This window comes from Nonomuraea sp. NPDC059007 (assembly GCF_042740555.1).
Taxonomy (GTDB): Bacteria; Actinomycetota; Actinomycetes; order Streptosporangiales; family Streptosporangiaceae; genus Nonomuraea.
Genome location: NZ_JBHYJD010000016.1, coordinates 188,637 through 212,419, shown reverse-complemented (window position 1 = coordinate 212,419; position 23,783 = coordinate 188,637). Strand labels below are relative to the sequence as shown.

General features: G+C 71.2%; 22 protein-coding genes. 10 read left to right on the top strand and 12 right to left on the bottom strand.

The window, feature by feature from the left end; all coding sequences use genetic code 11:
• Window positions 1-101: 101 nt before the first annotated feature.
• The 3 genes from ACFWY5_RS26915 to ACFWY5_RS26905 form a co-directional block, all read right to left on the bottom strand.
• The gene (locus ACFWY5_RS26915) at window positions 102-1,337 is read right to left on the bottom strand and encodes a CHRD domain-containing protein (RefSeq protein ID WP_379613742.1); all 1,236 of its coding nucleotides are present in this window, start codon (window positions 1,335-1,337) and stop codon (window positions 102-104) included.
• 136 nt (window positions 1,338-1,473) lie between these two features.
• Window positions 1,474-2,187, bottom strand: a complete 714-nt coding sequence (locus ACFWY5_RS26910) for an anti-sigma factor family protein (RefSeq protein WP_379635117.1) — start codon at window positions 2,185-2,187, stop codon at window positions 1,474-1,476.
• Window positions 2,184-2,744 carry a sigma-70 family RNA polymerase sigma factor gene (locus ACFWY5_RS26905; protein ID WP_379613935.1) on the bottom strand — a complete coding sequence of 187 codons (561 nt, stop codon included), beginning with the start codon at window positions 2,742-2,744 and terminating at the stop codon, window positions 2,184-2,186. The genes ACFWY5_RS26910 and ACFWY5_RS26905 overlap by 4 nt, the downstream gene beginning before the upstream one ends.
• Before the next feature lie 304 nt (window positions 2,745-3,048).
• Here ACFWY5_RS26905 and rsgA point away from each other — a divergent pair, with 304 nt between their 5' ends.
• The 3 genes from rsgA to ACFWY5_RS26890 all read left to right on the top strand — a co-directional run bounded on the left by rsgA (window position 3,049) and on the right by ACFWY5_RS26890 (window position 5,685).
• Window positions 3,049-4,146 (top strand): ribosome small subunit-dependent GTPase A, encoded by a 1,098-nt coding sequence (gene rsgA / locus ACFWY5_RS26900; RefSeq protein ID WP_379613738.1) that lies wholly within the window; start codon window positions 3,049-3,051, stop codon window positions 4,144-4,146.
• A gap of 28 nt (window positions 4,147-4,174) precedes the next feature.
• On the top strand, window positions 4,175-4,804 hold the full coding sequence (locus ACFWY5_RS26895) for a phosphoribosyltransferase (protein ID WP_379635115.1): 630 nt from the start codon (window positions 4,175-4,177) through the stop codon (window positions 4,802-4,804).
• Window positions 4,805-4,905: 101 nt separating this feature from the next.
• Complete coding sequence (locus ACFWY5_RS26890) at window positions 4,906-5,685, top strand: hypothetical protein (protein WP_379635113.1); 780 nt, start codon at window positions 4,906-4,908, stop codon at window positions 5,683-5,685.
• Window positions 5,686-5,692: 7 nt separating this feature from the next.
• On the opposite strand, the gene ACFWY5_RS26885 is transcribed toward ACFWY5_RS26890, so the two are convergent.
• Complete coding sequence (locus tag ACFWY5_RS26885; protein WP_184971621.1) at window positions 5,693-6,175, bottom strand: ATP-binding protein; 483 nt, start codon at window positions 6,173-6,175, stop codon at window positions 5,693-5,695.
• 163 nt (window positions 6,176-6,338) lie between these two features.
• Here ACFWY5_RS26885 and ACFWY5_RS26880 point away from each other — a divergent pair, with 163 nt between their 5' ends.
• From ACFWY5_RS26880 to cydB, 4 genes are all read left to right on the top strand, one after another.
• Window positions 6,339-7,217 carry a helix-turn-helix domain-containing protein gene (locus ACFWY5_RS26880; RefSeq protein WP_379635111.1) on the top strand — a complete coding sequence of 293 codons (879 nt, stop codon included), beginning with the start codon at window positions 6,339-6,341 and terminating at the stop codon, window positions 7,215-7,217.
• Window positions 7,218-7,320: 103 nt separating this feature from the next.
• The gene (locus ACFWY5_RS26875; protein ID WP_379613729.1) at window positions 7,321-7,554 is read left to right on the top strand and encodes a DUF397 domain-containing protein; all 234 of its coding nucleotides are present in this window, start codon (window positions 7,321-7,323) and stop codon (window positions 7,552-7,554) included.
• Window positions 7,555-7,608: 54 nt separating this feature from the next.
• A complete protein-coding gene (locus tag ACFWY5_RS26870; RefSeq protein WP_379635109.1) occupies window positions 7,609-8,988 on the top strand; it encodes a cytochrome ubiquinol oxidase subunit I in 1,380 nt (459 codons plus the stop codon).
• 9 nt (window positions 8,989-8,997) lie between these two features.
• Window positions 8,998-9,993: a cytochrome d ubiquinol oxidase subunit II gene (cydB, locus tag ACFWY5_RS26865; protein ID WP_379635107.1), complete on the top strand. Its 996-nt coding sequence runs from the start codon at window positions 8,998-9,000 to the stop codon at window positions 9,991-9,993.
• A gap of 108 nt (window positions 9,994-10,101) precedes the next feature.
• Here the strand turns inward: cydB and ACFWY5_RS26860 are convergent, their stop codons facing one another.
• The 4 genes from ACFWY5_RS26860 to ACFWY5_RS26845 all read right to left on the bottom strand — a co-directional run bounded on the left by ACFWY5_RS26860 (window position 10,102) and on the right by ACFWY5_RS26845 (window position 13,490).
• Window positions 10,102-10,413 (bottom strand): WhiB family transcriptional regulator, encoded by a 312-nt coding sequence (locus ACFWY5_RS26860; RefSeq protein ID WP_157245964.1) that lies wholly within the window; start codon window positions 10,411-10,413, stop codon window positions 10,102-10,104.
• 101 nt (window positions 10,414-10,514) lie between these two features.
• The gene (locus ACFWY5_RS26855) at window positions 10,515-11,384 is read right to left on the bottom strand and encodes a sucrase ferredoxin (RefSeq protein ID WP_379613724.1); all 870 of its coding nucleotides are present in this window, start codon (window positions 11,382-11,384) and stop codon (window positions 10,515-10,517) included.
• A 158-nt stretch (window positions 11,385-11,542) separates the two neighbouring features.
• Window positions 11,543-12,997 (bottom strand): glycerol-3-phosphate dehydrogenase/oxidase, encoded by a 1,455-nt coding sequence (locus tag ACFWY5_RS26850; protein WP_379635105.1) that lies wholly within the window; start codon window positions 12,995-12,997, stop codon window positions 11,543-11,545.
• The gene (locus ACFWY5_RS26845) at window positions 12,990-13,490 is read right to left on the bottom strand and encodes a TetR/AcrR family transcriptional regulator (RefSeq protein ID WP_379635103.1); all 501 of its coding nucleotides are present in this window, start codon (window positions 13,488-13,490) and stop codon (window positions 12,990-12,992) included. Before ACFWY5_RS26845 ends, ACFWY5_RS26850 begins: the two co-directional genes overlap by 8 nt.
• Before the next feature lie 29 nt (window positions 13,491-13,519).
• Here ACFWY5_RS26845 and ACFWY5_RS26840 point away from each other — a divergent pair, with 29 nt between their 5' ends.
• Window positions 13,520-15,076: an FAD-binding oxidoreductase gene (locus ACFWY5_RS26840; RefSeq protein ID WP_379635119.1), complete on the top strand. Its 1,557-nt coding sequence runs from the start codon at window positions 13,520-13,522 to the stop codon at window positions 15,074-15,076.
• A gap of 34 nt (window positions 15,077-15,110) precedes the next feature.
• Here the strand turns inward: ACFWY5_RS26840 and ACFWY5_RS26835 are convergent, their stop codons facing one another.
• Entirely contained in the window at window positions 15,111-15,515 is a 405-nt protein-coding gene (locus ACFWY5_RS26835; protein WP_379613718.1) for a hypothetical protein, read from the bottom strand.
• A gap of 250 nt (window positions 15,516-15,765) precedes the next feature.
• On the opposite strand from ACFWY5_RS26835, the gene ACFWY5_RS26830 reads away from it, so the two are divergent.
• Entirely contained in the window at window positions 15,766-17,109 is a 1,344-nt protein-coding gene (locus ACFWY5_RS26830; RefSeq protein ID WP_379613716.1) for a metallophosphoesterase family protein, read from the top strand.
• A 21-nt stretch (window positions 17,110-17,130) separates the two neighbouring features.
• Window positions 17,131-18,720 (top strand): bifunctional 3'-5' exonuclease/DNA polymerase, encoded by a 1,590-nt coding sequence (locus tag ACFWY5_RS26825; RefSeq protein ID WP_379613714.1) that lies wholly within the window; start codon window positions 17,131-17,133, stop codon window positions 18,718-18,720.
• A 7-nt stretch (window positions 18,721-18,727) separates the two neighbouring features.
• Here the strand turns inward: ACFWY5_RS26825 and ACFWY5_RS26820 are convergent, their stop codons facing one another.
• The 3 genes from ACFWY5_RS26820 to ACFWY5_RS26810 form a co-directional block, all read right to left on the bottom strand.
• On the bottom strand, window positions 18,728-20,104 hold the full coding sequence (locus tag ACFWY5_RS26820) for an MFS transporter (RefSeq protein WP_379635101.1): 1,377 nt from the start codon (window positions 20,102-20,104) through the stop codon (window positions 18,728-18,730).
• A 177-nt stretch (window positions 20,105-20,281) separates the two neighbouring features.
• Window positions 20,282-21,097 (bottom strand): MOSC domain-containing protein, encoded by an 816-nt coding sequence (locus ACFWY5_RS26815; protein ID WP_379613710.1) that lies wholly within the window; start codon window positions 21,095-21,097, stop codon window positions 20,282-20,284.
• Window positions 21,098-21,283: 186 nt separating this feature from the next.
• Entirely contained in the window at window positions 21,284-23,701 is a 2,418-nt protein-coding gene (locus tag ACFWY5_RS26810) for a protein kinase (protein WP_379635099.1), read from the bottom strand.
• Window positions 23,702-23,783 lie beyond the last annotated feature (82 nt).

Sequence of the window (23,783 nt, the reverse complement as noted above, 5' to 3'; positions counted from 1 at the left end):
CCTCTGAAGGGCGGCGGGCGCCGGCGTCTCCGGAGAGGGCAAGGGCTCCGGAGGGAAACCGGTCACCGGGACAGGGGGACGGGAGCCCGGTGACCGGAGGCTCAGCCGAGGTAGAGATAGTCGGCGCCGTAGGGGACCTTCACCTGGGCGCCTTCCTGACAGGAGCCCTTCGGGGCCACGCCGCCCGTGGTGTTCAGGCGCAGGATCGTCGTGGCGAAGGCCAGCAGGCCCTTGCCCTTGCCCGACTGCTGGGCGTCCAGGACGAGCTCGGGGATGTTCCCGTCGCCGTTCGGGGTCTTGGTGACGAGCTTTCCGCGTACGGCGCTGCCGTCCGGGGCGATCCACTGCGGCGGGCCGTCGAACCTGCCGACGAAGTCGTGGTCGATGCCCCTGCGCAGCTTGGCCGTCACGCCGAGCTGCACGAACGCCCCGCCCTTGCACTGGTAGATCTGCGCGCCCCTCAGCACGTCCGCCGTCATCGCGCGCGGGTGGGCGAAGGACTCACCGGACAGCTGCCCGCGTACGGCGCCGCCGTCGAAGTCGGTCGTGTGCAGGTTGGAGTAGTAGCCGCCCGGGTTGGCGGCGATCCGCTTGACGACCTTGCGCGCGACGGGAGCCTCGCCCGCCACTCCCGTCAGGTTCGCGGGCAGGCCCTTGGCCGCGGCGAACAGATCGGCCACCACGTCCCCGTTCTTGCCCTTGACGGCCTTGTGCACGTGGCCGTTGGTGGGGGCGCCGAGGCCGCTCCAGGTCGCGGTGTAGGCGAGGGCGGCGCCGTTGGGCCGCAGCCACCAGGTGGCGGCGCCGTCCCGGTCGCCGCGCTTCTTGCCGTCGGCGGCCGGCACCTCCTGGGCGCCGTCGGCCCGGGAGGAGAGCGCGGCGAGGTTGCTGCCGTGCAGGACGCCGTTGAGGTCGACGGGCTTGGCGAGCTTGTGGAACTGGCCGCGTACCGCGCCCTTGGGGAAGGCGGCGTTGTGGAGGTTGGCGTAGAAGCCGCCGGGATTGGCGGCGAGCTGCTTGAGCAGGCCGGCGTCGGCGGTGGCCGAGCCGGTTACGCCGAGCACGGTCGCGGGCAGCGGCTGCTTGAAGAAGTCGACCTTGACGGCGCCGTCGGCGCCCTTCGCGCCCAGGTGGATGTGGGCGGCGGTGGGGGCGTCCACCTTGTTCCAGCGGATCGCGAAGCTCAGCCGGTCGCCGCTGATCTTCAGCACCACGGTGGAGCGCCCGTCGGCATCAGCGCCGCGCAGACCGGCGGCCAGATAGACATCGGCGGCGGCGCTCTGCACTGGGGAAAGCGAGGTGACCAGAAGTGCACCTGAAAGGGCAAGCGTCAGCATGGGAAACCTCTTTACTGGGGTGATTCTCGCTCGGTACGCCAAGCTGTACGCAAGCCCGCCGGAAAAGGTTCAGGCGAATTTCCCGGGCATCAAAAAAGCCCTCCCACCAGCGGTGAGAGGGCCTTCGTCAGGCTTTTCAGATGTCCACGGTCAGCAAAGTCCTGCCCGCCGTGGTGACGACCTCGAAACGGTCGATTTTCTCCGGGTTCCATGGGCTGCCGCCGTGCATGTAAAGCGGCGGCTCCCCGTCGACGCCATATCCCTTGGGCGGAACCGCCCAGCCGGTCATCGCCTTTCGCTCGCCCGTCGTGGAGACCGCGACCAGCTCGCACTCCAGCGGCCCCCTGACGCCTTCGAGCTTCAGCGCCGCGTGCGTGCCCCAGCCCTTGGACTCGTAGACCACGCCGCCGGTGACGCCGGTGACGCCGACGCCGCCCGCAGGGGTGCCCTCCTCGTAGAACTGCTCGGCCGGGCCCGTACCGTGGTGCGTTCCGCCCACGGCGACCTGTGACGGCGGGCCGCTGAGCCCGGAGCCCACCGCGATGCCGCCCGCCACCAGCGTGACCGCCGCCGCGACCCCGATGATCAGGGTGCCGCGCCGGGTCCGCCTGTCGGCCGCCTTGCGCCGCCTGAGCAGGTCGACGACCTCGCCCTCGCCCTGCTGCTCCGGTTCTTCGGGCTCCACCCGGCCCACGCCGGTCAGGACGCCGGCCATCCCCGACAGCTCGGCCAGTTCCGCCGTGCAGGCCCGGCAGGTGTCCAGGTGCGCCTCGAACGCCCTCTTGTCGTCGGCCTCCAGCAGACCCAGGGCGTAGGCGCCCACATCGGTGTGCTCCACTCGCGCGCTCACGCCGTCACCCCTCTCTCCTCCAGCGCGACGCGAAGCGCGCGGACCGCGTAATAGACCCGGGACTTCACGGTGCCCACGGGGATGCCCAGCGCCAGGGCGGCGTCGTTGACCGACCTGTCGCGCAGGATCGTCTCGTTGAGAATCTCGCGGTGCGCAGGCGATAACGACTTCAGCGCCTCCGACACGACCACCTGATGCAGCAGACTCTCCATCTCGTCGGGGACGGGGACGCTCTCCAGCGGCCCGTCACCTGACTCCTGTGGACGAGCGTCCTTGCGCCGCCGGTCATCGATGACGATACGACGGGCGACGGTGGCGAGCCAGGGCATCAGCGAAGACGCGTCAGAGTCCAGTTGCCCGGCGCTGCGCCAGGCCCTGATCATCGTCTCCTGCACCACGTCCTCGGCCCACTGCCGATCCCCGCCGACCAGCCGGATCACGAACCCCAGCAGCGGCCGGTGGTACTCCCGGTAGAGCGCGGCGACGGCGATCTCGTCGTCATCGCGCCCGGCCGGGCGCAGCCGCCGGACAAGGTGACGCAGCGGGGGTTTCGGCATGTCGGCGGCTCCGTCGGCCGAAGGCGCGGGGTAGGTGCTCAGTCGCATCATGCCCCTTTCCATCGTGGCCGGCGAAATCCGGCGTCGGCAGGGAGTACGGGGCTCGCCGCCACCAGGGTTCAACGGTTTTCGAAGTTGCCCCGCGCCCGGGCGCGTGCGTAAAGTGTCGTCCGTGCCCATTCGGGTGCCCTGAGCTGGGAGGTGTCGACTATGCGGGTTGTTCTGCTCGACCTGTCGTCCATCAGCCTCCGGGTGCTCATCTGACGAGTGACCCGGGATTCTCTTCCCGAAGGTGTCACCTCCGTTGACTTACGATCTTTCTCTGCTCGGCTGGACCGAATCGCAGTCCGCCGAACTGCCTCACGGCACCATTCCCGCCCGCGTGGCGCGCGTCGACCGCGGCGCCGCCGAAGTGATCGCGGACGACGGCCAGCATCACGTCAAGTACGGCGCCCGCGTGCGCAGGTCCTCGGCCGAGGACCCGGTCGCGCTGCCGTGCGTCGGCGACTGGGCCGCGCTGCGGTGGCTCGACGAGGGCCGCTACGAACTCGACACGGTCCTGCCCCGGCGCACCTCCTTCGTCAGGGGCGGCGTCGGCCGTACCTCACGAGGGGGCCTGTCCGCCGACGGTCAGGGCCAGGTGCTCGCCGCGAACGTCGACATCGTCTTCGTCGCCGAGCCGTCCATGCACGCCACCGACTTCGCCGACCTGGCCAGGATCGAGCGGCTCGTCGCGCTCGCCTGGGAGTCCGGCGCCACGCCCGTGGTGGTCATCACCAAGTCCGACCTGTTCGAGAACGGTCTTGACGACCTGCTGGCCGACGTCCGCGTCGCCGCGCCCGGCGTGGACGTGCACGCCGTCTCCTCGCAGAGCGGCGAGGGCGTGCAGCTCCTGCGCGGCTACCTGGAGGGCTCCAGGACCGCCGTCGTGCTCGGCCCGTCCGGCGCGGGCAAGTCCACGCTCGTGAACGCGCTGGCGGGCGACGGCGTGATGGAGACCCAGCTCGTCCGCGCCGGCGACGGCAGGGGCCGCCACACCACCGTGCACCGGGAGCTCATCCCGCTGCCCGGCGGCGGGCTCATCATCGACACGCCGGGCATCCGGCGGGTCGGGCTGTTCGGGATGACCGACGGCGTGGACATGGTCTTCGCCGACATCGACGAACTGGCCCGCGCGTGCCGCTTCGCCGACTGCGGCCACGACGGGGAGCCCGGATGCGCGGTGCTGGCCGCCGTGGAGAGTGGCGAGCTGCCCGAGCGGCGGCTGACCAGCTGGCGCAAGCTCCAGCGGGAGGCCGCGTGGATGGCGTCGCGCACCGACGCGCGGCTGCGCAAGGAGCAGCAGAACAAGTGGAAGATCATCCACAAGGAGATGCGCCGCTCCGGCCGTAACCGCCCCTGACCCGCACCAGAGTGGGTAGATAGAGGGCGTGGGGTACCTGTTCGCGGATCGGGCCGAGGCGGGGGCGTTGCTCGCCGAGCGGCTGCTGTTCGCGCGCGATCCCGTGGTGCTCGCGCTGCCCCGCGGCGGCGTCGCCGTCGCCGAGCCCATCGCGCGGCGGCTCGGCGGGGTCCTGGACGTGCTGGTCACCAGGAAGATCGGCTATCCCCCCACGCCCGAGCTGGGCGTGGGGGCGATCGCCGAGGGCGGCGAGCCGGTCCTCGACCTGGAGCTGCTGCGACGGCTCGGGATGACGCCGGCGTCCGTGGCCGGGGTGGTCGAGCAGGAGCGGATGGAGCTGGCCCGCCGGGTCGCCGTCTACCGGGGTGAGCGGCCGCTGCCCGACCTCATGGGGCAGGAGGTGATCGTGGTGGACGACGGGCTGGCGACGGGGGGCACGGCCAGGGCCGCGCTGCTGGCGGTCGCGGCCGCCGCTCCGGGGAGGGTGACGCTGGCCGTACCCGTGGGGGCTCGTGAGACGGTCAGGGCGCTGCGGGGGGAGGCCGACGAGGTCGTGGTGCTGGCCACTCCGGCGGACTTCCGCGCGGTCGGCCAGTGGTACGAGAGCTTCGACCAGCTGACCGACGCGGACGTGCTGCGGCTGCTGGGGGAGCGGTAGCTGAGGGTGGGCTGTGAATTCTGGTACGGATCGGTTACGCCCCGTCCCGGATGGCTCACGGTGATTAGTCTGCCGGTGTCGCACGAGAACGAAGGGCGGGCATGAGCTTTCACGACATCGTCATCGACGTCGATGGCCCCTACCCGGCCGGGCACGCGCGTCGCTGGTTGTCCGAGGTGCCCGCGGCGCTGGCTCCGGGCCTGCGTTCCGGTGTGGTGTGCGTGGACACCGACGCGCGCGGCTTCGAGTACCGCCCGCTGACGGTGGCGAGCGTCGACTGGCTGCTGGCGGTGGCGGCTGGGGAGTTCAACGACGCGTGGGTGGAGCTGTGCGACGGCGACGGCCACGACGACGCGCTGATCGTGGGTGTCGAGCGCTTCTCCGACCGGCTCGCCCACACGCAGCTGCGCGCCTGGTCCTTCCTGCGCGCCCCCGAGTACGGCCTGGCCGCCCCCGGCGTGGCCGAACGGTGGGCCGGCGTGCTGCGCGACTTCGCCGCCCCCGTCGACCCGGCGTTCGGGCACGTGGCCGACGACTCGATGGGGCAGGGGATGACGGCCCTGGACGGCGCGGTGGTCCGGGGCGGCCGGATCCCTTCCGCGCGCCAGGCGCGGCGGTTCCTGCGCGGCTACTCGTGGATCACGATCTGCCCGGCGGAGCTGGCCGGGCGGGTGGACACGGCGGCCTTCCACGAGGCGGAGAAACTGCCCGGGGGAGCACTGTGGCTGCGGGCGACGCGGGAGCTGGCCGGGTACGACGAGGTGGCGGTGCGCCGGGTCTTCGAGGCGCTGGCACCGGTGCTGCCTCCGGGGCGGCCGAGCCGGGACCCGTTCGACACCAGGACGCGCCGGCTGGTCTGGGAGGACGCCGGGCGGAGATGACGGAGGTTCAGCGCAGCGACATGCAGGCCCAGACGAGCTTGTTGGGGCCGGGCGGCGTGAGCCACCCCCACGCGCGGGTCAGCCCCTCGACCAGCGCCAGCCCCCGCCCGAACTCGGCGAAGACGCCGGGAGCGGCGGGCACGGGCGCGGCACGGCTGTAGTCGCTCACCACGCAGGCCAGCTCGGCGGCGTGGGCGAGCAGCCGCAGGTGCAGCGCGCCGCCGCCGTGCCGCATGGCGTTGGTGACCAGTTCCGAGACCACGAGCTGGGCGTCGAAGCAGATTTCAGGCGCGCCGCCCCACTCCTTCAGCGTCCGCTCGACGAAGCGGCGTGACGTGGCCACACACGCGGGCTCGAACGCGCTGAGTTCGTGAAACCGGAAGACCGCCTCCTGTCCCTCCGCTCGCCCATGCAGCAGGACGGCGGCCAGCCATGGTGGCGGTACGGGACCAGTGGCGGCTCGCGGACGTGCGTCGAAAGTCGTCATCATGTCCCCGATCTGGTGATCCAGTGCCCATCTTTACCTTGTGTGCTTACAGATGCAAGACTTTTCGTGTATTACGGATGCAAACCGCAAATGCACGTGCAGATGATCTGTCATGGTATGTCAACGCCATGGGAGACTGGGTGCTTTCGAGAATCGGGGGCCCCGGGTGAGTGCACAGTGGAACCTTCTGTCCGACGGGCAGGGGAGTCCTACGGTCCTGCGCATCCTGCTCGGTACCCAGCTCCGCAACCTCCGTACCGCCCGCGGCATCTCCCGCGAGGACGCCGGATACGCCATCAGGGCCTCGCACGCGAAGATCTCCCGCCTGGAGCTGGGGCAGGTCAGCTTCAAGCAGCGCGACGTGGCCGACCTGCTCACGCTCTACGGCGTGAGCGACGAGGCCGAGCGCGCCCCGCTGCTGGAACTGGCCAAGCAGGCCAACGCGCCCGGCTGGTGGCACAAGTACGCCGACCTGCTGCCCGCCTGGTTCGAGGTGTACATCGGACTGGAGGGCTCCGCCTCGCTCATCCGCACCTACGAGAACCAGTTCGTGCCCGGCCTGCTGCAGGTTCCGGCATATGCACGTGCAGTCATCCGGCTCGCCCACGACGAGGCCGAGACCGGCGAGCTGGACCGGAGGGTGGCCCTGCGCACCACCCGGCAGCGCCGCCTGTCCGCCGACCCGAGGCTGACGCTCTGGGCGGTCATCGACGAAGCGGTCCTGCGGCGTACGCTCGGTGGCCCCGACGTCATGCGTGAGCAGGTGGAACACCTCCTGGACACCACCGCGGAGCCGAACGTGACACTCCAGGTCATGCCCTTCGACAGGGGCGGCCATGCCGCCGCGGGCGGGCCTTTCAGCATCCTGCGCTTCCCGGAACGCGAACTGCCCGACGTGGTGTACATGGAACAGCTCACCAGCGCGCTCTACCTCGACAAGCCCGCGGAGGCCGAACACTATGTGCAGGTCATGGACCGGCTCAGCGTCCAGGCCGACTCGCCCGCGGAGACCAGGCGCTTCCTCGAACGCCTGCTCCCGGTGTGATCCACCCCATACGGCAATTTTGGTCATCCCGTATATGACGATCAGCACGCTCCCGTAATCTGCGCATGCACGTGCATCTGTAAGCACGCAAGGAGTGTCCCCCATGCAAGAGTTCCGCAACGGAACGCCCGCGAGTGCCCTTCCCGTCCGCTGGCGCAAGGGCCGCCGCAGCAACCCCAACGGCAACTGCGTGGAGGTGGCGGCTCTGCCGACCGGTGAGATCGCCATGCGCAACTCCCGCTTCCCCGACGACCCCGCCCTGATCTACACGCAGGCTGAAATCGAAGCCTTCGTCCTGGGTGCGAAAGATGGGGAGTTCGACGATCTGATCGCCTGATGGTAGGCGTGTCGTAACAATACGCGTCCGAGCGCCTCCATAGGGTGATCTTTCATGGACGCGCTGGATCTCGCACGGTGGCAGTTCGGTATCACCACGGTGTACCACTTCCTGTTTGTGCCGATCACCATAGGAATGTCGCTGCTGGTGGCGATCCTGCACACGGCGTGGGTCCGAACCGGCAAGGCGCACTATCTCCGGGCGACCAAATTCTTCGGCAAGCTCTTCCTGATCAACTTCGCCATGGGCGTCGTGACCGGGATCGTGCAGGAGTTCCAGTTCGGCATGAACTGGAGCTCCTACTCCCGCTTCGTCGGTGACGTCTTCGGCGTGCCGCTGGCCCTGGAAGCCCTGCTGGCGTTCTTCCTGGAGTCCACGTTCCTCGGGCTGTGGATCTTCGGCTGGGACCGGCTGCCGAAGAAGATCCACCTGGCCTGCATCTGGGTGGTGGCGGTGGGGAGCGCGCTGTCGGCGTACTTCATCCTGGCCGCCAACTCCTTCATGCAGTGGCCGGTCGGCTACAAGCTCGGGGCCGGGCGGGCCGAGCTGACCGACTTCGGCGCCGTGCTGACCAACAAGGTCGTGCTGGCCGCGTTCCCCCACACTATCTTCGGCGCCTGGCTGTCGGGCGGGGCCGTCCTGCTGGCGGTCTCGGCCTGGCACCTGGCCCGCGGGCGCGACGCCGACGTCTTCCGCCCCACGCTCAAGCTGGGCCTTTGGACCACGCTCGTGGCCTTCGTCCTGGTCTTCTTCTCCGGCGACACGCTGGGCAAGATCATGACGGAGACGCAGCCGATGAAGATGGCCGCCGCCGAGGCGCTCTACGAGACCGCCCAGCCCGCCCCGTTCTCGCTGTTCACCATCGGCACGCTGGACGGCGGGCGGCCGATCTTCCAACTGGAGATCCCGGGCGCGCTGTCGTACCTGGCCACGGGCTCCTTCGACGGCAAGGTGCAGGGCATCAACGACCTCCAGGCCGAGTACGAGCAGCGCTTCGGCCCCGGCGACTACCGCCCCTACATCCCGGTCACCTACTGGGGCTTCCGCCTGATGATCGGCTGCGGCGCCCTCGCGGCGCTGATCGCGCTCGTGCTCCTCTGGCTGACCAGGAGGGGCCGCCTGCCGGACAAGCGCTGGCTCTGGCGGGCCGCCGCCTGGTCGGTGGTGCTGCCGGTCGCCGCGCACAGCTTCGGATGGATCTTCACCGAGATGGGCCGCCAGCCGTGGATCGTGTTCACCGAGATGAAGACCGCGGCGGGCGTCTCACCCGCCGTCGGCGCGGGCACCGTCCTCACCTCGCTGATCGTCTTCACGCTCCTGTACGGCGCGCTCGCCGTCGTCGAACTCGGCCTGATGATCAAGTACGGCCGGCAGTCCCCACCCCAGATCCAGGACAAACCCGAGGACGACACCACCCTGACCTTCGCCTACTAGGAGAGTCCGATGACGCTGAACGACGTCTGGTTCGTGGCCATCGCCGTCCTGTGGGTCGGCTACTTCGTCCTGGAGGGCTTCGACTTCGGCGTGGGGATGCTCCTGCCGGTGCTGCCCGCCGACCCGGTGGAACGCCGCGTGATGATCAACACGATCGGACCCGTCTGGGACGGCAACGAGGTGTGGCTGATCACCGCGGGAGGGGCCACGTTCGCCGCCTTCCCCGAGTGGTACGCGAGCCTGTTCAGCGGTTTCTACCTGCCGCTGCTCATCATCCTGGTGGCGCTGATCCTGCGCGGGGTGGCCTTCGAGTACCGGGCCAAGCGCGACTCGGCGCGCTGGAAGGCGGGCTGGGACCGCTGCATCGTGGCCGGCTCGTTCGCGCCGGCGCTGCTGTGGGGCGTGGCCTTCGCCAACATCGTGCGCGGGGTGAAGCTGGACGCCGACCACGAGTACGTGGGGACGTTCTGGGACCTGCTCAACCCGTACGCGCTGCTGGGCGGGCTGGTGACGCTCACGATGTTCCTCGCCCACGGCGCGATCTTCCTGTCGCTGAAGACCACGGGGGAGATCAGGCGGCGGGCCAGGTCGCTGGCGCTGCGCACGGGCGTGGTCGCCGCGGCGCTCGCGGTGCTGTTCCTGGGCTGGACGCAGTTTCACGGCGGGACGGTGCTGACCGCGGTGCTCGCCGTCGTGGCGGCGCTGGCGTGGCTGGCCGCGCTCGGCGCGATCGCCAGGGCGCGGGAGGGCTGGTCGTTCACCCTGTCGGCGGTGGCCATCGGGGTCGCGGTGACCAGCTTGTTCGCGGTGCTCTACCCGGACGTCCTGCCCTCGACGCTCGATCCGGCCAACAGCCTCAACGTGAAAAATGCCGCGTCCACGCCGAAGACGCTGGGCATCATGACGTGGATCGCGGTGATCTTCCTGCCGCTGGTGCTGCTCTACCAGAGCTGGACGTACTGGGTGTTCCGCCGGAGGATCGGCGTTCGTGACATTCCTGCCTGATCAGGCAGTTGTTCCGACCGGGTTCGCGGGAGCGCGCACGGGCGCGCTCCGCTCATCGGAACAACTGCGTGATCACGCGGGGAGAATCTGTGGTGCCGGTGGTGAAGTTCAGGCCGCGGAGATGCCGGCGCTGGCGGCGCGGCGCATACGACGGCGACGCTCGCTGGCGCGCTCGTCCTCGTTGAGACCGCCCCACGTGCCGTACTTCTCCGGACGGGACAGCGCGTAGTCAAGGCACTCGTTGCGGACGGGGCAGCCGCCGCAGATCGCCTTGGCCTTCCGCTCGCGTACGTCACGCTCGGGCTGCCGCTCCCCATCGGGGCCGAAGAAGAGCACGAGGTCCTCACCCCGGCACGCGGCATCATCCTGCCATCCCCAGCTGGGGCGCGGGCGGGCGAGCTGCCGACGTACCTGAGACATGAGAAAACCACCTTCGTGAGAGGTATTTCAGTAATTGAGCCGCATTGGACGCTTTCGGCGTCACTGTTCCAACGCAAGGCCTGGCCGTGATGTTCCCGTGATCAGGTAAGGGCGGGCGTGGCGTACCGCACAGGCGTGAGCCTGTCCAGCGAGACCAGCCGGTAGGTGGTGATTTTCTCGGCGCAAGCCGTACCACACGGTGCTTGGAACACCGATGGCTCAACCACAACCTGGATCCGGACGTCTCCGATGCGCACGATGGCTTCGGTGACGTCGCCGTCCGACCTGGCGGATTCCACGGCCACTCCGCCGAGTCCGCACTCTCCCGTATGGGTTCGGGCGAAGTGCTCCGCGGCTTGCAGTGGCTCAGGGATGCCTGCGCGTCCCCGGAAACGGTCGAGAATCACCTCGCCGGACCGGTACGCGTTCGCTGCTGCGAGCGCAGCAGCCTGAGACATGCTGCCGTAGAAAATTCCGTGTGGCAAGCACACGAGGTTGGCGGCGTACCGATCGCCACCAACGTGTGATGTTTCCCACACCCTGTCCGGCAGGAATTCCGCCAGTCCACGGGCGAGGGGTAGTCCAATGCGGGCGCAACACGCATTGCGCTTGGCGTGCGTGCAGACCAGAAATACCGGCTCGTCTTCAAGTATGCAGGACTCCGGGACCACTCCGGCCACCAGCGCGTCCAGGTCAAGATCGTCGGGACCTGCGATGACACCCCCGGCCAGCCAGGGGTTGTCGCCGATCGCATACCCGGCTAGCACACGGATCCCCTGCTCCTGCGGGCGGGTCCGGCGTCCGGGGCGGCGGATCAGCTGCGGCCTGACGCCCCGCGCCACGGCCCGCCTGATCAGCTCGGAGATTTTCGGCGGAAGCGTCCCGTCGTCGACGTGCGAGGGCCAGGCTCCGGAATACTCGATGAGCAGCCAGAGCCGCGCACCCACCGTCGCGCTGGCGAAGGTGGGCACGCCGCCGGTGTGGCACCCGTCCGGATGATCACAACCCCTGGCCACGTTCCACCTTCCCCGACGGAAATTTAGGTAAGACTAACCTAACGCCAGGGTAGGGGTCGGCGCGGGGTCGACACGCCGATGAAAAGGATCTTCTTACCCGCGAACCAGGGGTCTCAACCCTTCAGCACGTCACGGGCGATCGGCAGGGCCGCCACGCGGTCCTCCGGGATCAGGCCGATGCGGGTCCTGCGGTCCAGGAGGTCGTCCTCGTCGAGCGCGCCCTCGTGCTCCACCGCGAAGCGCAGCTCGCCCTTCGTGACGCCCGCCCCGGCCGGCTCGGGCTCCGCCTCGGCATAAGGCCGTACGGCCCGCCCCGCCAGAACCACCTCCGTGGTGACACACGGCCCGGCGGGCAGCTTCGCCCGCCGTACCGCCCGATCCACGGCATCCTCCGCCATGCGGCGATATGTCGTCAGCTTTCCCCCTACCACCGTGACGAACCCGCCCGCGTCCAGCACGGCGTGCCGCCGCGACAGGTCGGCGGTGCGGCCCGAGCCGTCTCCTTGGGCCAGGAGCGGCCTGAGACCCGCGTAGGCGCCCGCGACCGCCTCACGGGTCACCGGAACCTCCAGGATGCCGTTCAGCACCTCCAGCAACGCCCTGATGTCGTCCTCGGGCGCCTCCGGCACGTCGGGGACCGGTCCGTCCACCGGCTCGTCGGTGAGGCCGACGTAGACGCGGCCGTCGTGCTGGGGCAGGACCAGGGCGAAGCGATTGCTCTCCCCGGGAATCGGGACATGCAGCCCGGCCCGCAGCCCCGGCAGCGTCTCGCCGCGCAGGACCAGGTGGGTGCCGCGCGAGGGGCGCAGCGTGACCTCCGGGTTCAGCTGCCCGGCCCACACCCCGGCCGCGTTGATCACCGCGCGGGCCCTGATCGTGAACTCCTCGCCGGTCAGCTCGTCGCGGGCCCGCGCGCCGGTCGGCGTCAGCTCCAGGGCCCGGCACCGGGTCAGGACGCGTGCGCCGAACGCCGCCGCCGTGCGGGCGATGGCCACCACGAGCCGGGCGTCGTCCTCCAGCCGTCCGTCCCAGGACAGCAGGGCGCCGCGCAGGCCGTACCCGCTCAGAACGGGAGCGGCTGCGCGGGCGCGGACGGCCGTGAGGCGGGACGGACCGGGCAGCAGGCGGCGCGGCGTGCGCGCGGCGGCCCGCAGCCCGTCGCCCAGGCGGTAGCCGGTCATGACCAGCGACTCCTGTCCTCTGGAGACCCCGGGGGTCAGCGGCAGCAGGTACGGATGGGCCCTGACCAGGTGAGGCGCGGTGCGGTTCAGCAGGATGCCGCGCTCGACGGCGCTCTCGTAGGCCACGCCCAGCTGCGCCTTGGCCAGGTAGCGCAGCCCGCCGTGGATCATCTTGGAGCTCCACCGCGAGGTGCCGAAGGCCAGGTCGTGCGCGTCGATCGCGGCCACCGACAGCCCGCGCGAGGCGGCGTCGAGTGCCGCGCCGGCGCCCGTCGCGCCCAGCCCGACGACCAGGACGTCGACGGTCTCCTCCGCCGTCCTGGCCAGCTCGGCCGAGCGGCGCGCGGCGTTCAGGGAGGAAGCTTCAGGCGGGAAAGATCTAGGCAAGGTAGCGCTCCAGGAGGGTCGTGAGCTCGGCGTCGAGCGCGTCGTCGCCGAGCATGGTCGGGCCGGACAGCAGGAACGACTGCGCGACCAGCAGGATCGCCCTGGCCTTCGCGCGGTCGCCGACCGCCGGTTCGAGGACGGCCAGGACCGCCTCGTGGGTGGCTCCGGTGCGCTGGAGCAGGTAGGGCAGCAGCATCTCGGGATCGGCCTCGACGATCTTGCACAGGAGCGGGTGCCCGCGCAGCGCCCTGACGCCCTCGACCACCGCCTTGACCGGATCGCGCACGTCCAGTCCCTCGACCACCCTGACCCACTCCCTGGTCATCAGGTCGCCCACCAGGCTGCGCACGTCCGGCCAGCGCCGGTAGAGGGTCATCCGGGACACCCCCGCCCGGCGGGCCACGTCGGTCAGCGTCGTGCGCCGCACGCCGTAGGCCAGCACGCACTCCCGTGCCGCGTCCAGCACGCCGTCATTGTGACGAATCGACGTCATGTGTCACAGTGTAGAGCGTGAGTGAACCCATGCTCTGGTCCGGTTGGGGCGATCCCGCCAAGGCGCGCGAGCTCCCCGAGACGGTCCGCACGCTCCTGCACGACCTGCTCGGCGTGCGCGCCCCCGCCGAGCCCGCCGCCACCCTCTCCTCGGTACGGCTGGCGCCCTCCCGCCTGCCGGAAACCGCCCTGGACGCGCTCGGCGAGATCACCGGCGCCGGCCACGTCGGCACCGGCCACGAGGCGCGCGTCCGCCACGCGCGCGGCAAGTCCACGCCCGACCTGCTGCGGATGCGCGCGGGCGACGGCGCGCACGCCCCCGACGCCGTGGTCTCACCGGCCACGCACGACGAGGTGGCCGCGGTGCTGCGCGTCTGCGCCGAGGCGGGGATCGCCGTCGTCCCCTTCGGCGGCGGCACGTCGGTGGTCGGCGCCCTGACCCCGGCCGGCGACGGCTTCACCGCGGTCGTGGCACTCGACCTCGGCCGGATGGACCGCCTGGTCGCGGTGGACCCCGAGTCGATGATCGCCACGTTCGAGCCCGGCGTGCGCGCGCCCGAGGCCGAACGGCTCCTGGCCGGACATGGGCTCACGCTGGGCCACTTCCCGCAGTCCTTCGAGTACGCCACGCTCGGCGGCTTCGCCGCGGCCCGCTCCAGCGGCCAGGCGTCGGCCGGATACGGGCGCTTCGACGACATGGTCGCCGGGCTGACCCTCGCCACCCCCGCCGGCACGCTGGAACTCGGCCGGGCGCCCAAGTCGGCCGCCGGGCCCGACCTCCGCCAGCTCGTCCTGGGCTCGGAGGGCGCGTTCGGCGTCATCACCTCCCTGCGGCTGCGGGTGCGGAAGGCGCCGGCGGAGACGGCGTACGAGGGCTGGCGCTTCGCCTCCTTCGCCGAAGGCTCCGCCGCCCTGCGGACCCTGGCCCAGCGGGGACCGCTGCCGACCGTGCTGCGGCTGTCCGACGAGACCGAGACCATGATCGGCCTGGCCAAGCCCGACGCGATCGGCGGCGGCGACAGCGGCTGCCTGGTCATCGCCGGGTACGAGGGCACGGACGTGCGGGCGCGGGCCGAGGCGGCGGGACAGGTGCTGGCCGGGCTCGGCGGCGTTCTGCTGGGCCCGGAGCCGGGGCGGGCGTGGGCGCACGGGCGCTTCTCCGCCCCCTACCTGCGCGACTCGCTGCTCGCCGCCGGCGCCACCGTCGAGACGCTGGAGACGGCCGGGTTCTGGGCGAACCTGCCGCGCCTCTACGACGCGGTACGGCTGTCGCTGCTCGGCTCCCTCGGCTCGCCGCTGGTCATGTGCCACATCTCGCACGTCTACGAGACCGGGGCCTCCCTGTACTTCACCGTCGTCACCGCCCAGCACGGGGACCCGGTCGAGCAGTGGGAGCGGGCCAAGGAGGCGGTCAGCGCGGCCATCGTCGAGGCGGGCGGGACGATCTCGCACCACCACGGCGTCGGACGCGACCACCGCGACGCCTACGCCAGGGAGATCGGGCCCCTAGGGGTGGAGATCCTGCGTGCGGTCAAGGACCGGCTCGACCCCGCGGGCATCATGAACCCCGGCGCCCTCATCGCCTGACGGCCACCTGGCGTCTCCCGGCGTCTACTGGCGTCTACTGGCGGATCTTGTCGGCTTCCGTCATGGCCTCGGCGGCTTCGGCGTGGCGCCGCAGGGCGTTGAGTATCTCGGCGAGGACGACGAGGGAGACCACGAGCGGCGCGCCGCCCGAGGCGCGGGCCAGGCTGACCGCCTCCTCCGCGAGCGGCAGCGCCCGCGCGGGGCGGCGGCGTTTGAGCAGCATGGTGGCGGCCGTGCGTAAGGAACGGGCGAGCAGGCCGGTGTGCGCCGCCGGGTCGCGGGTGGCCAGGGCCCTGCTCATGGCCACCGCCTCCAGGGCGCTGCGTACCCCCGCCCGGCCCCACCCGGGTCTGCTCTGGGCATAGGCCAGCAACCCTTCGACGGCCTCAGCCCCCACTGTGCCGCGCTGGATCGCATCGTCGAAACCGTTACGGGCCATCCCAGCCCCCCTCGTACGGTTGACCGTTGAGCGTACACCATGCGTGTTCTCAGCGGTACGGAGAGTTCGGGGTGCGATTCCGCAAGATCGCGGCAAAGATATGGTCATGGTGGAAGTCGCGGCGGAGCGCGGAAAGCAGCAGTCGTCCCGGACATCGGAGGAAGGCGCCGGATGGCGATGCCAGCAGGTCGGCACTTATCGGGATTTGCGGCCGAACAATGACACGTTTTCCTGGCTGCATCCACGCACCTTGTGGCGTTCCCGCAACGAGATCCTGGCCGGGCTCTTCGGAGATCCGTCCGGCAAGGTACGCCAGAGGTGGATGGAGGCGCAGCACGCCCGCGGCGTCGACCCGGACCACCGGATCACCCCGCCGGTCGGCGACTCCTTCCAGTTCCTGATCCTGGGGGATCCGGGCGAGGGCGACGCCTCGCAGTACGCCGTGGTGCCGGGAATGCTCAAGGTGGGCAAGGACACGGCGTTCACCGTCATCGCCAGCGATGTCATCTATCCGACGGGTGCGGGAAACGAGTACGGGGACAAGTTCTTCCGTCCGTATCAGGCCTATGACGCGCCGATCTACGCCATTCCCGGGAACCATGACTGGTATGACGGGCTCGGCGGGTTCATGCGGGTCTTCTGTGACGCGGCCCCTTTGCGGCCCACGCCCGACCGGGGGCTGCGCGGGCTGCTGTGGCGCAAGCCGGAGAAGATCGACGAGGACCGCCTGGCCGAGGCGCGCAAGTTGCGCGGGTCGCCGAACCAGCGGTCGGTCCAGCCGGGTCCCTACTGGGTGATCGAGAGCGAGAGCCTGCTCGTGGTCGGCATCGACACCGGCATCAAGGGCGTGATCGACAAAGCTCAGGTGGAGTGGCTGCGCCGTACCTCACTCGACCCCCGCCCGAAGATCCTCGTGACCGGCAAGCCCATCTACACCCGCAACGACTACAAGCCGTCGCCGCTGGAGGGCGGGGGCACCATCGACGACATCGTCCGCGACCCGGCATACCGCTACGTCGCCGCCATCGGCGGTGACGTGCACAACTACCAGCGCTACCCCGTACGCGTCGGCGACCGCGTGATCCAGTACTTCGTCACCGGCGGCGCCGGGGCCTTCATGCACGCCACGCACACGATCAGGCGCGTGGACGTGGCCGGCGTGCACGAGGACGACTTCCGCTGCTACCCGCTGCGCGGCGACTCGCTGTCGTTCTACAGCCAGCTGTACGCGCGGCGGCTGCGCATGAAGTGGCTCTACCTCACCCCTGCCGAGGCCGCCTGCATCATGGTCGATCAGATCGGCAACACACCGGTCCGCGAACTCGACGCCACCACCGTGGTCACCCGGCGGATGCGGTGGGCGGCGCGGATCCTGGGCGCGTATCCGTGGCCGTTCCGGCTGCCGGTCGACAAGGTGTTCCACCGCTATCTGTCCGAACTGTCCGACTGGGACGAACCGCCGTTCTTCAAGCAGTTCCTCCACCTGTCGGTGACGCCCGGACAGCTGACGGTGCGCTGCTTCGCCGCGACGGGCTGCCTGCCCGCCGAGCAGGACCCGCCGCTCGAGGACGAGGTGGTCATCGGATTGTCGTAGTGACCTGGCACTCTGGGGTGCGTGTACGCGCTGATGGCGGGGGAGGCGATCCGCACCCTCCCCGAGGAGAACGGCTCCGCCGAGGCGGGGGCCGCGTTCCCGGAGCGCGTGGCGGCGGTGGAGCGCGCCCGCCCGCGGTGGGTGTGGGCCGACACGCGCGAGTCCTACCCTCCGCTGCTGTCGGCCGGGCGCCGCGTGTCGCGCTGCCACGACATCACGCTCACCGAGAATCTGCTGCTGGCCCACGAGGGCCGCTACGGCGAGGCCCGCTCGGCCGAGGCCGCCCACGCCAGGCTGCGCGGCCTGCCGGTCCCCGACGACGGCGACGGCCCCGCCGCCAGGCAGGACACCCTGTTCGAGCCCGAGCGCAGAAGGCTCGACACCGGCGAGCTCGCCGAGGTACTCGACGACCAGCTCAGGCGCATCGACGCCCTGCCGGAGCCCGGCCGCTTCCGCCTGCTGGTGGCCGCCGAGTCCGCGGGCGCGCTGGTCGCCGCCGAGATGGCCCACGACGGCATGCCGTGGCGGCGCGACGTCCACGACGCCCTGCTGACCGAGATGCTCGGCCCCCGCCCCGTCCACGGCATGCGCCCGGCCAAGCTGCAGGCGCTGGCCGACGAGGTGTCGGCGGCGTTCGGGCACGCGGTCAACCCCGACTCGGTGCAGCAGCTCGTCAAGGCGTTCAAGGGCGCCGGCCTGGCGATCAAGTCGACGCGCTCGTGGGAGATCAAGCAGCTCGACCACCCCTCGGTACGCCCGCTGCTGGCCTACAAGGAACTGGCCCGCCTCTACTCCTTCCACGGCTGGGTCTGGGCCGACCAGTGGGTCCACGACGGCCGCTTCCGCCCCGAGTACGTCGTCGGCGGCGTCGTCTCCGGCCGCTGGGCCACCAGCGGCGGCGGCGCGCTGCAGATCCCGAAGGTCATGCGTAAGGTCGTGGTGGCCGACGAGGGCTGGACGCTCGTCGTGGCCGACGCCGCCCAGTTGGAGCCGCGCGTGCTGGCCGCGATGGCGGGCGACGCCGGGCTGGCGGGGGCGGCGGGTGAGATCGATCTCTACTCGGCCCTGGCCAAGTCGTTCGGCGGCGAGCGCGACCAGGCCAAGCTCGCCATGCTCTCCGCCATGTACGGCGGCACCAGCGGCGACGCGCCCAAGCTTCTGGCCGTGATGCGCCAGCGCTTCCCGAAGGCCTACCACTTCGTCGAGGACGCGGCCAAGGCGGGGGAGGAGGGCAAGCTGGTGCGCTCGTGGCTGGGCCGTACCTCGCCGCCGCCGTCCCAGCGCTGGCGCGAGCTCGTGTCCGGCCCCGACGGCGTCCGCGCCGCCCGCGACCGCGGCCGCTTCACCCGCAACTTCGTCGTCCAGGCCACCGCGGCCGAGTGGGCGCTGGCCCTGCTCGCGGTGCTGCGCGGGCGGCTGCCCGAGGCGGCGCGCCTGGTGTTCTTCCAGCACGACGAGGTGATGGTGCACTGCCCGCTGCCGCTGGCCGAGGAGGTCATGGCCGCCGTGACCGCCTCCGCCGCCGAGGCCAGCCGCCTGCTGTTCGGTCAGACGCCGGTGCGTTTCCCCATGGAGTCGGTGGCCGTGTCCTGCTACTCCGACGCCAAGTGATCCGTGGTCAGCGGCGGGTGGTGACGTAGAGCCAGACGCCGGCGACGGTGACCATGACGCCGACGACCAGGCCCAGGACGCCGTAGGACAGGCCGCCCACGATGGCGCCGGCGACGACGGTGCCGGTGGCACCACAGACGTTCATGATCAGGTCGGACAGTCCCTGGACGGCCGGGCGGCGGTCAAGCGGCACGGACTCGGTCACCAGCGCCGAACCCGCCACCAGCCCGCACGACCAGCCGAGACCCAGCAGGACCAGGCCGGCGGTGACCTGCCAGACGCTGTGCTGCGCGGTCCCGGCCAGCACCGCCGAGGCGAGCAGGAGCGACATGCCCAGGATGAGCACGGGCACCCGGCCCGCCTTGTCCGCCAGCCAGCCGACGACCGGCGACAGCATGTACATGCCGGCGATGTGCAGGCTGATCACCAGGCCGATGACGTCGAGGCTGGAGCCGTCGTGGTGCAGCTTCACCGGCGTCATGGACATGACCGAGACCATCGCGGTGTGGCTGATCGCGATCATCACGAGCGCGCGCCTGGCCATGGGGGTGGTGCGCAGGGTGCGCCAGCCGTTCCGCAACGCCTTGTCCTGTACGGCGGGCGTCGCGCCCGCCGCACCTGACGCACCCGGCCCGGCCCGCTCGCCGTGCCCGGTCTGCCCGTCGCGCCTGGTCCGCCCGGTCCGCCCGGTTTGCCCGGTCCGCTCGATCGAATCGGTCAGCTCGGTCGGTTCGGTCAGTGAGCGGGCCAGTTTGAGCGGGTCGGGGCGCAGGCCGGCCGCCACGACCAGCCACGCGAGCGCGAAGGCCAGGGCGGAGAAGGCGAAGGGACCGGCGTTCGCGACCAGCCCGGCGGACATGCCGACGTGGTCGGCGGGCTTGGCCAGGTTCGGGCCGGCGACGGAGCCGACGGTGGCCATCCAGACCACGAGCGACAGGTGGCGGGCGGCGTGGCCCTTGGGCGACAGGTCGGTGGCGGAGTAGCGGGCGGCCAGGTTGCCCGCGCTGCCGCCGCCCACCAGCACGAGGCCGGCGAGCAGGAGCGGCCAGGACTCGATGGTGATCGCCAGGACGGAGAGCGCGCATCCGGCGGTGGCGGCGACGTAGGCGAGCGAGAGGCCGGCGCGGCGGCCGCTCCTGGCGGCGGTTCTGGCGATGGGGAGGGCGAGCAGGGCGGCGCCGAGGACGGTGGCGGTGCCGGCCAGGCCGCTGATGACCGTGGACCCCGAGAGCTGGTCGACCACCACGGAACTCAGCGCGAGGCCGACCGCCACTCCGACGCCGCCGACGATCTGGGCGCTCGACAGGACGGCGAGGGTACGTCGCTGGATGCCGCGAACATCGGCGGGCGATGAAATGTCGCGCTTTGTTGGGGTATCGGTCACCGGTGAAGTGTCCCATACCACCGGAAAGCAGCTATTTACGGTCTGGGTGGGGTGGGTGTGGGGGATCGGTGGTTGACCTGCCGTGACGTCCTAATAGGCGGGTTTGTTGGGTGAGAGGCGTTGATGGGCGGGATCGGCTGATCGGGTGTCGTCTAGACGACCTGTGCAGGGGTGTGACTACAACGGGGTGACCGGGTCGTTCAGGCTGATGTGGCCGGGGGCGTCGGGGATGAGGTTGATGCCGAACCAGACCTTGCCATCCCACTTGCGGTGCATGGACAGGGTGCGGATGGGTTCCTTGCCCTTGGTGTAGGTGCCGGGGTCGATGGTGGTCAGGACGCAGCGGTCGCAGCCCTTGGTGACGCGGAAGTCCAGGTCGCCGATGCGTACCCGCTTCCACCCGTCCTCGGCGAACGGCTTCGCCACCCCGTCCACCACCACGTTCGGGCGGAAGCGGCGCATCGGGAGGGGGTCCGGCAGATCCTCGCCGCGCTCGGCGGCGGTCTCGGCGATCCAGTCGTTCAGCTGGGCGAGCGAGGTCGTGGTGGTGAGATGCAGCGGGTAGCCGTCGGCCAGGCTGACCCGGTCGTCCGGCCTGCCGTACTCGGGATTGACCGGGCGGCGGGTCGGGTCGTCGAGCCACTTCAGGCGGGCCGGGCGATCCAGCAGCGCCGACAGCCAGGCGGCCGCCTCGTCGCCGCAGTCGCGCAACTCCACGACGGTACGCCCGACCGTGACACCGGTCATCGCCGCGGCCGGCCGTACCAGGAGGGGATCGGCGTGCGGGCCGGTCAGCGTCAGCGTGCCGCCCGCGACCTCGGCCCGGCAGGCGAGCAGCATCGGGAACTGGCGCGCGGTGATCATCTCACCACGCTCGTCCACCACCAGGTACCGCCGATCGTCGGCCAGCCCCCACGGCTCCACCTCGGCGCTGCCGAGGTCATGCCCCTGGGTGGACTTGATCGGATAGACATGAAGCGCGTGCACCCACATGCCCGCACCGTACAGGCCATCGTTCCCTTCACGGTACGCACGCCGGATTGCGCGACCGAAAGCCGCGACAACCCGCCGGCAGATTCCGCCGCCCGGATCTCCGGGTGGGATCGTCGCGATCCGGGCCTGAGGACGCGGGCGTCAGGGGCGCACAGAGCGCGCGAGGGCGGCCGGGGTGCCCGGGGGTCAGGTGGCGGGGCGGAAGGTGTTCAGGAAGGTGTTGCGGGTTTCGGTCTGGTCGTCCCACTTGAGTTCGGGGATGGCGAAGGTGATCTTGTAGGCGGCGGCATCGTCGATGCTGACGAAGCGGGTCAGGGCGTGCATGGGGACGCCGTTCTCCAGCGCGTAGGTGTACTCCCAGTCGGCCGACTTCCAGCCGCGCCACTCCAGGGCCTGGAGCTGTACCTGGATGTAGCCCTCCACGCCGCCGTCCGCCTCCTCCTTGGACAGTTCGGCCACGCCGCCGTCCGGCTGCGGGGCCGTCTGCTGGACGGTGATCTTCATGCCCGAGTCCTTGGGGCCGGTGAACGTGGCGCCGCCGCTGGTCGTGGCGGCCTTCCACGTGCCGGGCAGGGCGGCGGTGAAGCCGGCGGCGGTGTGTTCCTTGTAGCCGTCGGGGACGGTTGCCACCGAGGGCTCCGGCGCCGTGCTCGACGACGATGACGGCGCGCCGCCGGCGGCCGTCGGCGGGGTGGGGGTGCCGCCCGAGGTCAGGAGCCAGATCGCCACCGCCGCCGCGCCAACGCCGGCCAGGGCGGTCACGATGAGACGCGGGGTGGGGCGGCCGTCGCGCATCCAGCCGGAACCGTCGTCGGCCGGGCGCCTGCGGCTCTTGGTCAGGCGTTCCGGCGCCTTCGCGTTACGGCTCCCGCCGAGGCCGCGGGACAGGTCCCTGGACTGTTCGCGCAGGTCGTCCGCGGAGGCCAGCGGCCAGGGTGCGCTGCGGACATCGCTGGTCAGCGGCAGGATCGGCTGCGGCCCCGACACACCCCCGAACGTCGGCCGCACGATCCCCGGCCCCGACGCCGACTCCAGGGAGGGCGGCCCGGCGGGCGAGGAGACGCCTCCGGACGGCGAGCGCACGTCATGCGACCCGGACAACGCGTGCGGCCCGGAGGGCGAGCGCGTGTCGTGCGGGCCGGACGGGGCGCGGAGGTCGTGGGGCCCGGAGGGCGAGCGGAGGTCGTGCGGGCCGGACCGGGAGCGCGGGTCCTGCGGGGCGAGAGGGTCATGCGGACCGGACGGGGAGTGCGGGGCGCGGGGGTCGTGGGGGCCCGAGGGTGAGCGCAGGTCGTGGGCACCTGACGCCAAGTGGGCACCAGGCGCGGGATGGCCGCCCGATGGTGCGTGGCCGCCCGGCTGCGGATGGCCGGTCGCGGGCGGGGGGCCGGCGAATGGGAGGTGGGGGAGGGGGTCCTGGGTGCCGGTGAGGGAGTCGTAGCCGCCCGCGGGGAGCGGGCCGGAGTGGCTGGTGAAGGCGTCGAAGGAGGATCCGGGCTGCTGGATCTGCTGCGTGTTGTGGCTGCCGGACGGGCTGGCGAGGCCGTCGTAGGGCATGACGTAGCCGCCGGACGGGCTCTTCAGCGGGTCGTACGGCACGCGCACCGGCCCAGAAGGCGTCTCCACGATCCGCGACGGCATCGGCCCCGACGGCGGTTCCAGCGGAGGCAGCAGCCCGACCGGCGTCGGGTCCGCACGGGTGGGCAGGCCGCTGCTCTCGGGCCCGCGCGGCGGCCGGGAGCCGTGGGCGTGCAGGACCTTCTCCAGCTGCTCGGTGACCTGGGCGGCGGCCATGCGCTCCGCGGGGTTCTTGCGCAGGAGGCCCTCGATGACGCCCAGCAGGGCTCCGGCCCGCTGCGGCCTGATCGGGTCCTGGGTCAGGACCGCGCCGAGGACGGCGATGGCGTCGGGCCCCTCGTACGGCGGGCGGCCCTCGACGGCCGCGTACAGCGTGGCGCCGAACGACCACAGGTCGGCCGCCTGGGTGATGGGCTGGCCGGACAGCCGCTCCGGCGGGATGTACGCCGGCGAGCCCATGAGCAGCCCGGTCTGGGTGATGGTGACGTCGCCCTCGATGGCGGCGATGCCGAAGTCGGTCAGGACGACCCGGTCGGAGGTCAGCAGCACGTTGCCGGGTTTGACGTCGCGGTGCAGGATTCCGGCGGCGTGCGCGTGCCGCAGGGCGTCGAGGACCCGGATGCCGATCTCGGCGGCCTGGATGACGGGCAGGGGGCCGCTCTGCCGTACGGCCTGCTCCAGCGACCACGCGCGGACCAGTTCCATGACGATCCACGGCCGCCCGTCCTCCTCCACGACGTCGTGGACGGTGACGATGCCGGGGTGGGTGAGGCGCGCGGCGGAGCGGGCCTCGCGCAGCATGCGGCGGTTGGCGACCTGGGTGCCGGAGTGGTCGAGGCCGTAGGGGAGGATCAGCTCCTTGACCGCGACGGCGCGGTCGAGCAGCACGTCATGGGCGTGCCACACCATGCCCATGCCGCCGCGCCCCACCGGCGACATCAGGCGATAGCGCCGGCCGATCAGTCGGCCCTGGCTCTGCGGAACGCCCTCGGCGCCTGGCCCGCTGAGCACGCGGTCGGCTGACATCTCCCGCCCCCATCTCCAGCCTCATCGGTAACACGATACTTCTAGATTATGAGGTTCGACACGATATAGGCAGTTGATTGAC